Here is a 13599-nt window from a genome sequence, read left to right as displayed (position 1 = left end):
GCGATCTCCGCGCGAATGAGGGCATCACTGTACCCCGGAGGGCGTACTTTGGGCTCATTCCGACCAGCGTGAGATCACCGGATAGTTAACAGCGCGCGAACTACGCGGTTCACGAGCGACCGATCGGTGAAACTGAAACGCTGTTCGCCTTTTTCTTGATTGCTTGCGGTAACCACCCCCGGCGCGCTTTACCAATGGTCAAGGGGTTTGAATACCGACATGAACACCGACGCCATCGCAACGGAGCATGCGGCCAGACTGAGTGCGGCCGACTCCTTGCTGCCCTTGTCAGAACCTCTTGACAACACCGGTGAGGACACGGTGCTGGAGGTTCGGAAAGACGATTCCGGCGCGATCGGACTGGCCACCCGTTCCGAGATCGCCGCCGATTTCAGTGACTCTCTGTGGCGAGCGCTGATCGAGCATCGGTTGACCCTCCGGTTGGCCGGACCACAACCGGGTGAAGTTCTCGGTGATTTGCTCGCCCTTTGGAACTCTCATCTCGCCGAAGTCGCCGCTCCCGGGGACTGGGACACCGCCGCGGTAGTGGTCCGGCCCAGTCGTGACCCGGCCGGATCGGCCGAACTCCTGCGGCACGGTTTCGCTCCGGTCCGCGTGCTCGCGGTGCGCCCGGCCGACCGGCTCGCCGCGCCAGGACCCGCCGCCGAGCCAGGCGTCCGCATCCGTCCCGCCGGACAGGACGACATCGACACCGCGGTCCGGCTCCACACCGAACTCCTCCGTTACGACGCGGACTTCGGTGGGGTGAGCCCGCGGGAGACCGCCGCCGAACTCCTCGCCGCGGACGTCGGCAAGGAGCTCACCCGCACCAACCCGACGCTGTGGATCGCGGAGCTTTACGGCGGGCCGCTCGGTCTTCTGCAGATCCAGCTGCCGCCGGAGTCCGACTGGGCCCGCCGCTACGTCCGCGCCGAGCGGGTCGGATACCTCTCGACGCTGCACGTGGCGGAGGCGGCACGGTCCTCGGGCGTCGGGTCGGCCTTGGCCGCGCACGCCCACCAACTGTTCGACGAGGCCGGAACCGACGTCGTGCTCCTGCACCACGCCCTGGCCAATCCGCGCTCCACCCCGTTCTGGTGTGCCCAGGGCTACCGCCCCCTGTGGACCTACTGGCAGCGGCGACCCGCCGTGCCCGCGGCTTCGCTCTAGGCGAACGACCAGGGGAAACAAAGCCGCTCCCGGGAGAGTTGAGTTAGTCAGGCTCAACCTGAAGGAGCGAACAATGACCGAATACCGGCTGCTCCCCCTGCTGCCGCTGGACGACGACGTCGTGCTGCCCGGCATGGTCGTTCCGCTCGACGCGGGCGACCCCGAGATCCGCGCCGCCGTCGAGTCCGCGCAGGCCAAGACGCCCGCGCTGCCCGGCATCAGGTCGGTGAGCACCGCCGAAGTGCTGATCGTGCCGAGAGTGTCCGGCGAGTACGCCGAACTGGGTACGGTCGCCACGATCGAGCGAATCGGGCGGATGCCCGGCGGCAGGACGGCCGTGCTGCTGCGCGGCGGACACCGTGCGCGTGTCGGCGACGCCGGTGAGGGCCCGGGCACCGCGAAATGGGTTCGCGCCGAACGGGTCTCCGAGATCACCGACGAACGGTCGGCCACCCTCGCGGCGGAGTACAAGTCCGAGGTGGTCGCCCGGCTGCGACAGCTCGGCGGGGGTCAGATGATCGAAGCGATCGAGCAGGTCGAAGACCCGTCCTCGATCGCCGACCTCGCCGGCAACGCGCCCTACCTGACCGTCGACCAGAAGCTGGAGCTCCTGCGGCTGACCGACGTGTCCACCCGCCTCGAACGGGCGCTCGCGTGGAATCGCGAACACCGCGCCGAGGAGGAGGTCACCGACACCATCAACCGTGACGTCGCCGAAGGAATGGAAAAGCAGCAGAAGGAGTTCCTGCTCCGGCGGCAACTGGAGGCGATCCGCAAGGAGCTCGGCGAACTCGACGGCGGCACCACCGGAGACGACTACCGCTCACGCGTGGAGGCGGCGGGGCTGCCCGAGCACGTGTACCGGGCCGCGATGTCCGAAGTGGACAAACTGGAGCGGGCGTCCGAACAGTCACCGGAAAGCGGCTGGATCAAGACCTGGCTGGACACCGTGCTCGGCCTGCCCTGGCAGACCAGGACCACCGACGTGCACGACATCGCCGGCGCCCGCGCGGTGCTGGACGCCGACCACGCCGGCCTGGACGACGTCAAGGAACGGATCATCGAGTACCTGGCCGTGCGCGCCCGGCGCGCGGAACGGAACGCCGGTGACATCCGGGAGCCGGACACCACGGCGCCGACCCCCGTCGGCCAGAGCGACCGGAACTCCGACACCGTGCCGAGTTCGGTCGACCAGCGGGGCCGGAGGTCGGGGGCCGTACTGGCCCTGGTCGGGCCGCCCGGTGTCGGCAAGACCTCGCTGGGCGAATCGGTGGCCAAGGCGATGGGACGGAAGTTCGTCCGCGTCGCGCTCGGTGGCGTCCGGGACGAGGCGGAGATCCGCGGTCACCGGCGTACCTACGTCGGCGCGTTGCCCGGCCGCGTCGTGCGGGCGATCGCCGAAGCCGGTTCGATGAACCCGGTGGTGCTGCTCGACGAGGTGGACAAGGTCGGCGCCGACTACCGCGGCGACCCGACCGCGGCGCTGCTGGAGGTGCTGGACCCCGAACAGAACCACACCTTCCGCGACCACTACCTCGAAGTCGAGCTCGACCTTTCCGACGTGGTGTTCCTGGCCACCGCCAACGCGCTGGAAACCATCCCGGAACCGTTGCTGGACCGGATGGAACTGGTCACCCTCGACGGCTACACCGAGCAGGAGAAGGTGGTCATCGGCCGCGATCACCTGCTGCCGCGTGAGCTGGAACGGGCCGGCATGGAGCCGTCGGACGTGGCGTTCACCGACGCGGCGCTGAGCCGGATCGCGGCCGAGTACACCCGCGAGGCGGGCGTGCGTAACGCGAACCGGACCATCGCGAAGGTGCTGCGGAAGATCGCGACCAGGGTCGCCCTGGGCGAGGCCACGCTGCCGGTGACGGTGGACGCGGGCGACCTGGAGACCTACCTCGGTCGGCCACGGCATCTGCCGGAGTCGTCGCTTCCCGCGTCCACGCGGCGGACCGCGATCCCCGGCGTGGCCACCGGCCTGGCGGTGACCGGTGCCGGTGGTGACGTCCTCTACATCGAGGCGTCGCTGGCGGACCCGGAGTCCGGCGGGTCCGGGCTGACGCTGACCGGCCAACTCGGTGACGTGATGAAGGAATCGGCCCAGATCGCGCTGTCGTACCTGCGGTCGCACGGCGCCGAACTGGAACTGCCGGTGGGTGACCTGAAGGATCGCGCCATCCACCTGCACGTGCCGGCCGGCGCGGTGCCGAAGGACGGTCCGTCCGCCGGGATCACGATGACCACCGCGCTGGCATCGCTGTTGTCCGGCCGGGTGGTGCGCACGGACGTGGCCATGACCGGTGAGGTGTCGCTGACCGGGCGCGTGCTGCCGATCGGCGGGGTGAAGCAGAAACTGCTGGCGGCGCACCGGGCAGGCCTCCGGACGGTGATCATCCCGGCGCGCAACGAGCCCGACCTCGACGACGTCCCGGCCGAGATCCTGGCGGAGCTCGACGTGCACCCGGTGGCGGAGGTCCACGAGGTCATCGACCTCGCCCTCACCCCGGCCCGCGTCGTGCAGGCGGCGTAACGGGAATTCCGGTCCCCCGCGCGGGTTCGGCCCGCGCGGGGAACCGCCGTTCCGGATCAGGTCCGGCACCCAGTCCGGTCCACTGTGGACTGATTCAGGTCACCTTCTTCGCGCGGCTGGGCGCGACCCGTGGCGGTTCGTTGGGCTGCTTGGGATAGACGGGTGGCCATGGCGCGTCCATCAGCCCGTTCGCGAGATCGCGCCGCGACCACTCGAGCAGCGGTTCGATCGACTGCGGCCGCGCATCCGCCCACGGGTCACCGCGCTCGGCCACCCGCGCCGGCACCGTCGCGATGGTCAGCTCGTTCGGCTCGACCGACTCCACTTCGTCCCAGGCGATCGGCGTCGAAACCTGCGCCCCGACCCGGGGCCGCACACACCACGCGCCGAAAACGGTCTTGTGAGGCGCGTTCTGGTTGAAATCGACGAAGACGCGGGCGCCTCGCTCTTCCTTCCACCACTGGGCGGTGATCAGCTCCGGGTAACGCCGTTCGAGTTCACGCGCGAGCGCGACCGCGGCGGCTCGGACCTGGTAGCCATCCCAGTTCGGCAGCAGTCCCGCGTAGATGTGCAGGCCACGGGAACCGGTGGTCTTCACCAGGGACGCGATGCCGAGCTCGCCGAGCAGATCCCTGGTGTGCAGCGCGGCCTGGCGGACCTGCGAAAAGGTCACCCCAGGCGAGGGATCCAGGTCGATGCGCAGTTCGTCGGTTACCTCGGGCGCCGACGCGCGGACCGGCCAGACATGAAACCCGATGCAGCCGAGATTCACCGCCCAGAGGATGTGCGCGAGGTCGGCGGCGACCAGGGCGTCGCTGGTGGTTCCGTTGGGTGTGGCCACGACGGTGGTGGTGACCCACGACGGGGTGGACTTGGGGACACGCTTCTGGAACCACGACTTGCCGCTCGCGCCGTCGGGATAGCGCTCCAGGAGCAGCGGGCGCCCCTGAAGAGTGCGCAACAGTGGTTCGGCGACGGCCTGGTAGTAACGGACGAGATCGAGCTTGGTCTCGCCACGGCCGGTGAAGTACACCTTCTCGGGGTGCGACACCGTGACCGCGCGACCGTCGATGTCGAGGGTGACGGCGTCACTCATGCTGGTTCCTCGTTTTCCGCGGGTCCGCCCGCACCCGCGATCGGATTCATTCGTGCACCTCGGCGAACAGCGTCGCCAGTTCGGCCGGCGCGATCTCTTCGAGCTGCCCGTAGGTACACGAAGCCGGTTGGCGGTCGGGCCTGAACCGGACCAGCCGGGTGCCATGGCGGAAGCGGCCCGACTGCACGTGCTCGTACCGGACCTCCGCGACCTGCTCGACGCGCAACGGCTCCCAGCTCAGGTCCTTCTGCGCGTTCCAGCGGCTTTGCATGCCCGGCATGCGACCTGCCGGAGCCTCGGCTTCCGCCCAGTCACGCCAGGGGTGCCCGTCGAGCGCGTTCTCGCGCAGCGGCTCCAGTTCGCCGACCAGTTCCTTGCGGCGGGCCGCGGTGAAACTGCTGGCGACGCCGACGTGATGCAGGGTCCCGGCATCGTCGTAGAGACCCAGTAGCAGCGAACCGACGCCCTTGCCGTCCTTGTGCCAGCGGAAGCCGGCGACCACGCAGTCCGCGGTGCGCTCGTGCTTGACCTTCCACATCACCCGCCGGTCCTGCTCATAAGGCGCGTCGCCGGGTTTGGCCATCACCCCGTCGAACCCGGCGCCCTCGAAGCGGTTGAACCAGTCCTGCGCGACTTCGGGGTCTTCGGTCATCGGGGTCAGGTGCACCCGGGCGAGCCGCGTGTCGACCACTCCTTCGAGCAGGTGCCGCCGCTCGGTGAAAGATTCACCGGTCAGATCCCGGTCGTCGAGGGCCAGCAGGTCGAAGACGACCAGGCTGGCGGGCGTCTCCTCGGCGAGTTTGCGTACCCGCGAGGCCGCGGGATGCAACCGGAGCTGGAGGCTGTCGAAGTCCAAACCCTGCTCGGTCACGATGACGATCTCCCCGTCCACCACGCAACGGGGCGGCAACGCGTCCTTGAGCAGGTCGATGAGCTCGGGGAAGTAGCGGGTCAGGGGCCGGTCGTTCCGGGAACCGAGTTCGACCTCGTCTCCGTCGCGGAACACCACGCACCGGAACCCGTCCCACTTCGGCTCGTACCGCAGGCCGGGCGCGCGAGGCACCTCGTGCACGGCTTTGGCGAGCATCGGTTTGACCGGCGGCATCACAGGCAGGTCCACACTGGTGATCCTAGGTCGCCTCCGCCGCCACGTCGCCGGAAAAGCGCATGTCACAGGGTGCGACCGGGCCACGACGCGAGCGGGACCGTGGGGCGATCGGGGCGTCCGGCCCCTCAGATCGACAGGGCGCCCACGGATGCGCGACGGCTCTGCGAGGTCAAAGCCCTCGCAGAGTCCGTCCTGTGGACGGCGTCCCGGTCCGCTCGCCTTCGACCTGGTTGGCGATCTGGCGGCCGATGTCCCGCAACCCGGCCACCTGGTCGGGTTTGAGCGCGTCGAACACGTACCGCCGGACCGCCGCCACGTGGCCGGGTGCGGCCTTCTCGACCACCGCCATGCCCTCCTCGGTGAGAGTCGCCTCGATGTAGCGGCCGTTCTCCGCGCTGGGCGCCCGTCTCATCCAACCGCGCTGCTCCAAGCGTTTGGCCACGTTGGACAACCGGGACACCGAACCGTTCACGTGTTCGGCCAGGGCACTCATCCGCAGGCACCGGTCGGGAGACATGGACAGCTCCGCGAGCACCAGGTACTCGAAGAACGAGATGCCGCTGTCGCGCTGCAGTTGAGCGTCGATCTCGCCCGGCAGCTTGATCATCAACCAGGACAGGGAGATCCAGGCGTCGCGCTCGTCCGGCGACAGCCACCGGGGTTCGCACTGGCCTTCCACGCGGACGATCCTACCCAGCCAGGCAGGCCGGGCCGCTCACGCTCATCCGGCGGGCACCAGGGAACGGAGTTCGTCGAGCATCTCGATCTGCGCCGAGATCTCGTCGGTCGGCAGGCCCGCGAACAGGACCCCGTCGAATCCACGGTCCCGCAACTGCTCGATGTCGTCGGCGAGTTGCTTCGGGGCGCCGGCGAGGAACGGACGGTCGCCGCTGATCGGCTTGGGCTGCATGGCGTGGTTGGTCTGTGCCGTCACGGTGAGCGCGGCCGGGTTTCGCCCGTGGCGTTCGGCGGCCGTCCGGAAACGCTCGGCCTGGGCGGTCACCATGTCCAGGCCAAAGCTCAGCGGCGTGATGCCGTCGGCGATCCGGGCGGCCCGGTCGATGCCGGCGTCGGAGTTCGCGCCGACGACGATCGGGATGTCACCGCGGACGGGCTTCGGGTTGACCTCGGAGGCTTCGATCGAGTAAAAGCGGCCCGCGTACTCCACGGGGTCGGCCCCCCAACAGGCCCGTATCGCCGCGATCACGTCGTCAAAGCCCGCGCCACGCCGCTTCATCGGCACACCGGCGGTCGCGTACTCCTGAGGCATCCAGCCCTGCCCGAACCCGGCGACGGCGCGTCCGCCGCTGAACTGGTCGAGCGTGGCGTACCTGCGGGCCAGCACGACCGGCGCGTGGAACAGCGGGATGACGATGTTGGTGCCAAGCGTGATGCGACTGGTGAACGAGGCGACGTAACTCAACGTCTCGAGTGGCTCGAACGTGGTCTGGTAGATGTCGGGGATGCGTTCCAGGTTGCCGTCCGGGCCGGGGAGCAGCGGTGCCATCGGGCGCAACAGCCGTTCGTAGGTCCACAACGAGTCGTAGCCGAGTCGCTCGGCGGCTTGCGCGATGGTCTTGATGTTCGCCGGCGACGCGTGGACTCCGGACACAGGCAACATGATGCCGAGCTTCACAGACACTCTCCTGTAGTGCGACGGGGACGTTCGATACCGCAGCGTACACTCGTTTCAAGTATGAAATCAACCTTGAAGCGAATGAGGAGGGCGTAAGAGCGCGCCGACGAAAGCAGGCCGATGATCGCGGTATGTGGCCTCGACCCGCTGCAACACAAACGAAAACCCAAGGATGAGGACGCCCGCCGCAGGGCGTTTACCGACTGCGGTCCGCGGAAGTCCGCAGTCAGCCGCGATCCGCCTTGCCGCCCGCACCCGCGCCGGGACGCGACCCGCACTCAAATCCGGGGAGGCGGACTAATAGCGCTGCGCATACCAGGTCGGTGGCTCGCCGAACATGCTCTTGAAATCGCGGATGAAGTGGCCCTGGTCGGCGTAGCCGAGGTCCGCCGCCAGCGCGGCCCAGTCGATGACCCCGCCGGCGGCCATGCGTGCGGTGACCTCGTGCAGGCGGTAGCGGCGGATCACCCACTTGGGCCCGATGCCGACGTACTCCGCGAACAGCCGTTGCAGCCTCCGTATGCTCAGCCCCAGCTCGCCGGCGAGGCGTTCGACCCTGGTCATGGCCTTGTCGTTGGCGATCAGCTCGACCGCGGCCACCGCCTGGCGCACCCGTGGGTCGTCGTCCGGCAGATGTCTCAGCAGGAACGCCTCCACGGCCGGCACGTCGAGCGTCGTGGGCAGGTCCGGGCCGAACACCTCGGTCGCCGGGACGACGCGGTCGGTGATGGTCGAGACGGAGGCACCAAGGAACGGGCGAAAGCAACCCGGCCGGAACGCGACACCGAAGACGTGATCGCGACCCTCGAGGACCTTGATCTGGTAGCCGCTGCACACGCCGTTGACGTCCGCGCGGCCGCCACCGAACGACAGGTGCACATTCGGGTACGGCACGATCTTCTGCCGGTAGGGCTCGGCGTAGTCCCAGCGAGCCTCCCAGTACCGCTCCACCCATGGCGCGAGCGTCGGCGACGGGTCGTGGAACGCGTGGCGCTGATATCTGGTCCACGCGCTCCGCAGCTCACGAACGTCCCGCCCCACGCAGCAGAGTGTATGTCGCCTTTGTTCAATACCCCTCCGGCCCGCGCCGCCTAGCGTCGCCGCCATGTCACACCTAGCCAACGCGGCCGAGGCCATGGCCACCGTCGCCCGCACCATCACCGACGACCAACTCACCAACAAGACTCCGTGCACGGAATACGACGTGCGGGCACTGATCAACCACCTCCTGTTCTGGGGCCCATCGCTCGCCGGCGCCGGCCGCAAGGAATCCGTTCCACAGCCGGCGACCGCCGAGTCCGATGTGGACCTGACGGCCGGAGACTGGCGCGGCCGCCTGCTCGCCCTGCTGGACGACATCACGTCGTCGTGGGCGTCGCCGAGCGCTTGGGAGGGTGAGACGACCATGGGCACGCCGCACACGCTGCCCGCGCCCATCATGGGCGACATGATCGTCGGCGAACTCGCCGTGCACGGCTGGGACCTGGCGGCCGCAACCGGGCAGCGCCTGGAACTGCCCGCCGACCTGCTGGCGCACCTGCACGACACGGTGTCCGCCGGCGTGGAGCAGGGACGCGAGATGGGCATGTACGGACCGGAGGTCGCCGTGCCGGCCGACGCACCGACCTTGGACCGCATACTCGGCCTGACCGGCCGTGATCCCGCCTGGACGTAGTCTCCGACCAGTGACCTCAGCCCCATCCGACGACAGCGATCGAAGCGTACAGTCACCGAACAAGGAGACAAGCCAAGAAATACACGATCACGCACTACACCTCCAGACCGACATCGACGCGATGGCCGGCAAGGAGACCGCAGCAGACCCGGCATGCGCACCCGAGAAGGTCCGCGCGACGGGCGAGTTCACGGGCAGGAGGGCGGACGAACCGGTGGTCGCCGGGGGCCTAGTTCTTCCCGTCTCCGCCAGCGGCGGTCCAGACCACCGGGGGGCGAAGCCTGGATCACGGCCGTCAACCCCGGGCGAACTCTGGTGCATCCCCCTTGGTTGACCGCGCGCCGTGCCATGCCGGTCGCCGAACTCCAGCTTCACTTCCAAGGCCTGACGGTAAAACCGCTCAGCCTCGCGGGCGGGCTCCTCGCAGGAACTGTTCGGCCGCGGTTTCGACGAGTCCGTCGAGTAGTTCCGGTTTGACGATGTTGCCGTTGATGATGGTCGCGATGCCCTGGAGGGTCGCGAACAGGACGATCCCGATCCGTTCGGGGTCTCCTTCCTGGAGGGCGCCCTGCGCCTGCCCCTGCACGATCAACTCGTTCATCAGGCCGAACGGTGCTGCGGCGGCCTTGACGATCTGTGTCGCATCCGGCCGGTGTTTGCTGGTGTACATCAGCTCGAGGAGCGCGGCGTTGTCGGTGGCGAAGCGGGTGTAGGCCGTCGCGGTGGCCCGGAGGCGTGAGGGGAAGTCGTGGCCCGCGTCGGCCAACGCGGTGCGCAGCGTGGTGTGCAGCCGGGCGAACCCGGTTTCGGCGAGCGCGTCGAGCAGTGCTTGGCGGTCCGGGAAGTGCCGGCGGGGCGCGGCGTGGCTGACGCCGATCTCCCGGGCCAGATCGCGCAGCGCCAACTGGTCCGAACCCTGTTCCCGCAGGCTGCGCTCGGCCGCGTCGAGCAGCGCGGTGCGGAGGTTGCCGTGGTGGTAGGGCCGCTCTTCGCTCATGTCTGGCACGCGGACCACCCTATCCCAGGCATGTTGTCTTTGACAACTTTGTTGTCGCTGTCTACTTTGTAGCTCGTGACAACATTCTCGGTTTCCGACCTTCCCTCCCTGACGGGTCGCACCGTCGTCATCACCGGCGCGAACAGCGGGATCGGCCGCGCCGCTGCCCGCGCCCTCGCCGCCCGGGACGCACGCGTCGTCCTCGCCGTGCGCGACCCGGACAAGGGCCGCGAGGCAGCCGCCGAAATGGCCGGCCACGTCGAGGTCCGGCGGCTCGACCTCGCCGATCTCGCGTCGGTCCGCGCCTTCGCCGAACACTTCGCCGAACCGATCGACCTGCTGATCAACAATGCGGGCCTCATGATCCCGCCGTTTTCCCGCACCGCGGACGGTTTCGAGTTGCAGTTCGGCACGAACCACTTGGGACACTTCGCCCTGACGAACCTGCTCCTGCCGCAGATCACGGGACGCGTCGTCACCGTGTCGTCGAACGGTCACAAGGTGGGTTCGATCGACTTCGACGATCTCAACTGGGAACGCAAGCCCTACCAGGCGATGCCGGCTTACGCGCAGTCCAAACTGGCCAATCTGCTGTTCACCTCGGAACTCCAGCGGCGACTAGCCGAGGCAGGCTCGCCGGTGATCGCGACCGCGGCGCACCCCGGTATGGCGGCCACGAACCTGCTGAGGTCCGACGGTCGGCGACGCCTTCGTCATCTCGCCGGGAAAATGCTGGCCGGTCTTGTGGCGCAGAGCATCGACGATGGTGCGCTTCCCACGCTGTACGCGGCCGTGGCGGATATTCCCGGCAACAGCTATGTGGGTCCGAGCGGCTTCATGGAAGGACGCGGCGCTCCGACATTGGTCGGCCGTTCGGCGAAGGCGCAAGACGCCGAGACGGCGCGTCGACTGTGGGAGGTCTCCGAAAAACTCACGGGCATCACCTTCCCCCGACAAGCGCTCGCGGCGCGGGCGACCGGAGCGGACACATGACCCGGGTCCGGACCGAATACGGTGTCGTCGAAGGAAACGAGAGCGCCGGGCTGCACTTCTTCCGGAACATCCCGTTCGCCGCGCCACCGTTCGGCCGCCATCGGTTCTGCCCGCCCGTGGCACCCGAGCCGTGGGACGGGGTCCGCGACGGGACCCGCCCGGGCGCGGCTGCTCCCCAGCCGGAAGGGCAAGGCCTGTTGGGCAGTGTCTACGCCCCGGCCACGACGGGTCAGGACTGCCTCACCCTGGAGGTCTGCACGCCGGAGCCGGGAGCGGCGAATCTGCCGGTGATGGTGCACATCCACGGCGGCGGGTACGTCTTCGGCGCGGGCTCGGCCCCGGGGTACCGGGGGCACACCTTTGCCCGGCACGGGATCGTGCACGTGGGCGTCAACTACCGGCTGGGCATCGACGGTTTCCTTTACCTGGGCGATGACAAGGACAACCTCGGGCTGCGCGACCAGACCGCCGCCCTGGAATGGGTGCGTCGAAACATCGCCGCCTTCGGTGGCGACCCCGGGCAGGTGACGATCTTCGGTCAGTCCGGCGGCGCGGTCAGTGTGTTCAACCACCTGGCGATGCCGGCCTCGCGCGGGTTGTTCACCCGTGCCATCGCGCAGAGCGGACACCCTGCCGCGACGGTCGCACCGGAAGAAGCGATGCGGATCACCCGGCAGGTCGCACGCCACCTGCGCGTCGCGCCGACGGTCGAAGGGCTGCGCGATGTCCCGATCTCGAAGACGGTGGCCGCGACAGAAGCGGCGATGACGCGGTTCGGCCGAAGGCTGGTCGTCGGCGATCGACGCGCCCTGCTTCTCAGTCCTTTCCGGACGGTCCACGGAATCGAGACCCTGCCGGTCTCGGCCTGGCAACTCTCCAAGACCAGGTCGGCGGAGCCGGACATACCGCTGCTGACCGGCACCGTGCGGAACGAAACGGCCGACATCGTCACCATGATCGGAAACAGTGCCTGGCTGGCAGCCCTGGTCCGCCAAGGACTCCGGTCGGCCATCGGCATCGATCAGGCTTTGCGCGAGGCCTACCGGGACGGACCGCGCCGCATCAGCGATCCTTCCGCGTTGGCCGAGGCAGCCTGGACCGACTGGGGATTCCGTATCCCCACACTCCGTTTCGCGGCCGTCCGCACCCCACCCACCTGGGTATATGAGTTCCGTTGGCAGTCCGAGACCCGGCCTGCGCTGCTCGGCGCGTCGCACGGCATCGAGTTGTGCTTCGTGCGCGACGAGGTCGAACTCGTGGCGACGGCCGGACAGGCCGGTCGGCAACTGCTCGGCACACGAGAACCGCACAGTTTGGCGACCGCCATGCACACCGCCTGGGTGCGGTTCGCCACGACGGGCGATCCCGGCTGGCCCACCTACGAACCCCTGAACCGGGCGACGATGGTGTTCGATGACTCCTCCGAAGTCGTAGCAGACGCGGCCGGGTCCGAGCGCCGTGCGTGGGAGGAACGGGAATTGCACGGGATGTGACCCGGCCCGGGTTTTGTAGTCAGTCTTGACTGTAAATGGCCTAGGATGCGGTCATGGACGACGAGAACATTTCCGGGCTGCGCGTGCGATACCGGGAGTCCGCGCTGTGGCTGACGCTGGACCGGCCGCACCGGCGCAACGCGCTGACTCTCGATCTGGTCGATCACCTCGTCCGCGTACTGGCGGATCTGCCCGGCGATATTGGAGCTGTGGTGCTGACCGGGGCACCGCCGGCCTTCTGCTCCGGCGGCGACATCCAGGACCTGGACGCGGTCGCGGCCGACGGACCGCTCGCGGTTTCCGATGCCATCTACAGCCGTTTCCAGCGGCTGGTGTCGGCGATCGCGAGCGCGCCGGTACCGGTGATCGCCGCGGTCAACGGGCCCGCGCTGGGCGGTGGTTTCGATCTGGCGTTGAGCTGTGACCTGCGGGTCGCCACTCCCGAGGCCGAGTTCGCCAGCTCCTGGATCGCGGTCGGCCTGGTGCCGGGCATGGGCGGCGCGCACATGCTGACCCGCCTGGTCGGCGCCGGGCGCGCGGCCGAACTCGCCTTGCTCGGCAAGAAAATCGGTGTGGTCGAAGCGGAGCGGTGGGGCCTGGTCAACGCGGTGGTCCCCACCGCCGGACTGGAGTCCTACCTCGCCGAAGTCACGGACTCGTTGGCCGGCCGGTCACGGCCCGCGCTGCAGCGGACGAAGGCGGCGTTGCGGCGTGCCCGTGACGCGGGGCTGGCGGAGGAGCTCACCTTGCTGGGCGCGGTGCAGGGAACTCTGTCCACCCGAGGTGACTTCCACGCCGCGACCGAGCGGTTCCGCAGGGGTTGACCCAAGCGCGTACGCGCTTGCCGAAGGTGGCCCGGCATGCCTAATATCAGTCAGGTCTGACTGTAAATGGA

General features: G+C 68.7%; 12 protein-coding genes. 6 read left to right on the top strand and 6 right to left on the bottom strand.

The features are described 5' to 3' along the window. Positions 1–219: 219 nt before the first annotated feature. Together ACFSXZ_RS38505 and lon are read left to right on the top strand one after the other, a co-directional pair. Positions 220–1170, top strand: a complete 951-nt coding sequence (locus ACFSXZ_RS38505) for a GNAT family N-acetyltransferase (RefSeq protein WP_378271229.1) — start codon at positions 220–222, stop codon at positions 1168–1170. A gap of 73 nt (positions 1171–1243) precedes the next feature. Continuing rightward, positions 1244–3706, top strand: a complete 2463-nt coding sequence (gene lon / locus ACFSXZ_RS38500; RefSeq protein WP_378271227.1) for an endopeptidase La — start codon at positions 1244–1246, stop codon at positions 3704–3706. A gap of 94 nt (positions 3707–3800) precedes the next feature. Here the strand turns inward: lon and ligD are convergent, their stop codons facing one another. The 5 genes from ligD to ACFSXZ_RS38475 all read right to left on the bottom strand — a co-directional run bounded on the left by ligD (position 3801) and on the right by ACFSXZ_RS38475 (position 8587). After that, a complete protein-coding gene (gene ligD, locus ACFSXZ_RS38495) occupies positions 3801–4802 on the bottom strand; it encodes a non-homologous end-joining DNA ligase (RefSeq protein WP_378271226.1) in 1002 nt (333 codons plus the stop codon). Between the two features lie 46 nt (positions 4803–4848). Next, complete coding sequence (locus tag ACFSXZ_RS38490) at positions 4849–5922, bottom strand: ATP-dependent DNA ligase (protein WP_378271224.1); 1074 nt, start codon at positions 5920–5922, stop codon at positions 4849–4851. A 157-nt stretch (positions 5923–6079) separates the two neighbouring features. Further along, the gene (locus ACFSXZ_RS38485; protein ID WP_378271222.1) at positions 6080–6589 is read right to left on the bottom strand and encodes a MarR family winged helix-turn-helix transcriptional regulator; all 510 of its coding nucleotides are present in this window, start codon (positions 6587–6589) and stop codon (positions 6080–6082) included. 42 nt (positions 6590–6631) lie between these two features. After that, positions 6632–7522 (bottom strand): TIGR03619 family F420-dependent LLM class oxidoreductase, encoded by an 891-nt coding sequence (locus tag ACFSXZ_RS38480; protein ID WP_378271220.1) that lies wholly within the window; start codon positions 7520–7522, stop codon positions 6632–6634. Between the two features lie 321 nt (positions 7523–7843). Then, a complete protein-coding gene (locus tag ACFSXZ_RS38475) occupies positions 7844–8587 on the bottom strand; it encodes a DUF6597 domain-containing transcriptional factor (RefSeq protein WP_378271219.1) in 744 nt (247 codons plus the stop codon). A 64-nt stretch (positions 8588–8651) separates the two neighbouring features. Between ACFSXZ_RS38475 and ACFSXZ_RS38470 the strand changes: the two genes are divergently transcribed. Further along, positions 8652–9221 (top strand): TIGR03086 family metal-binding protein, encoded by a 570-nt coding sequence (locus ACFSXZ_RS38470; RefSeq protein ID WP_378271218.1) that lies wholly within the window; start codon positions 8652–8654, stop codon positions 9219–9221. 400 nt (positions 9222–9621) lie between these two features. Here ACFSXZ_RS38470 and ACFSXZ_RS38465 read toward each other — a convergent pair whose 3' ends face one another. Beyond that, positions 9622–10218 (bottom strand): TetR/AcrR family transcriptional regulator, encoded by a 597-nt coding sequence (locus ACFSXZ_RS38465; protein WP_378271365.1) that lies wholly within the window; start codon positions 10216–10218, stop codon positions 9622–9624. Positions 10219–10293: 75 nt separating this feature from the next. Between ACFSXZ_RS38465 and ACFSXZ_RS38460 the strand changes: the two genes are divergently transcribed. The 3 genes from ACFSXZ_RS38460 to ACFSXZ_RS38450 are packed head-to-tail and all read left to right on the top strand — an operon-like array spanning position 10294 to position 13528. Then, entirely contained in the window at positions 10294–11211 is a 918-nt protein-coding gene (locus tag ACFSXZ_RS38460; protein WP_378271217.1) for an oxidoreductase, read from the top strand. Continuing rightward, entirely contained in the window at positions 11208–12704 is a 1497-nt protein-coding gene (locus ACFSXZ_RS38455) for a carboxylesterase/lipase family protein (RefSeq protein WP_378271216.1), read from the top strand. Before ACFSXZ_RS38460 ends, ACFSXZ_RS38455 begins: the two co-directional genes overlap by 4 nt. Before the next feature lie 53 nt (positions 12705–12757). Further along, entirely contained in the window at positions 12758–13528 is a 771-nt protein-coding gene (locus ACFSXZ_RS38450; RefSeq protein WP_378271215.1) for an enoyl-CoA hydratase/isomerase family protein, read from the top strand. Positions 13529–13599: the final 71 nt, after the last annotated feature.

This window comes from Amycolatopsis pigmentata, assembly GCF_042684065.1.
Taxonomy (GTDB): Bacteria; Actinomycetota; Actinomycetes; order Mycobacteriales; family Pseudonocardiaceae; genus Amycolatopsis_E; species Amycolatopsis_E pigmentata.
The sequence above is the reverse complement of the archived record's forward strand: the minus strand, read 5'-3'. Positions and strand labels throughout refer to the sequence as shown.

Excerpts from the sequence above, each read along its gene's own strand:
- ACFSXZ_RS38505 (WP_378271229.1), top strand. The coding sequence starts at position 220 with ATGAACACCGACGCCATCGCAACGGAGCATGCGGCCAGACTGAGTGCG.
- lon (WP_378271227.1), top strand. The coding sequence starts at position 1,244 with ATGACCGAATACCGGCTGCTCCCCCTGCTGCCGCTGGACGACGACGTC.
- ligD (WP_378271226.1), bottom strand. The coding sequence starts at position 4,802 with ATGAGTGACGCCGTCACCCTCGACATCGACGGTCGCGCGGTCACGGTG.
- ACFSXZ_RS38470 (WP_378271218.1), top strand. The coding sequence starts at position 8,652 with ATGTCACACCTAGCCAACGCGGCCGAGGCCATGGCCACCGTCGCCCGC.
- ACFSXZ_RS38465 (WP_378271365.1), bottom strand. The coding sequence starts at position 10,218 with ATGAGCGAAGAGCGGCCCTACCACCACGGCAACCTCCGCACCGCGCTG.
- ACFSXZ_RS38455 (WP_378271216.1), top strand. The coding sequence starts at position 11,208 with ATGACCCGGGTCCGGACCGAATACGGTGTCGTCGAAGGAAACGAGAGC.
- ACFSXZ_RS38450 (WP_378271215.1), top strand. The coding sequence starts at position 12,758 with ATGGACGACGAGAACATTTCCGGGCTGCGCGTGCGATACCGGGAGTCC.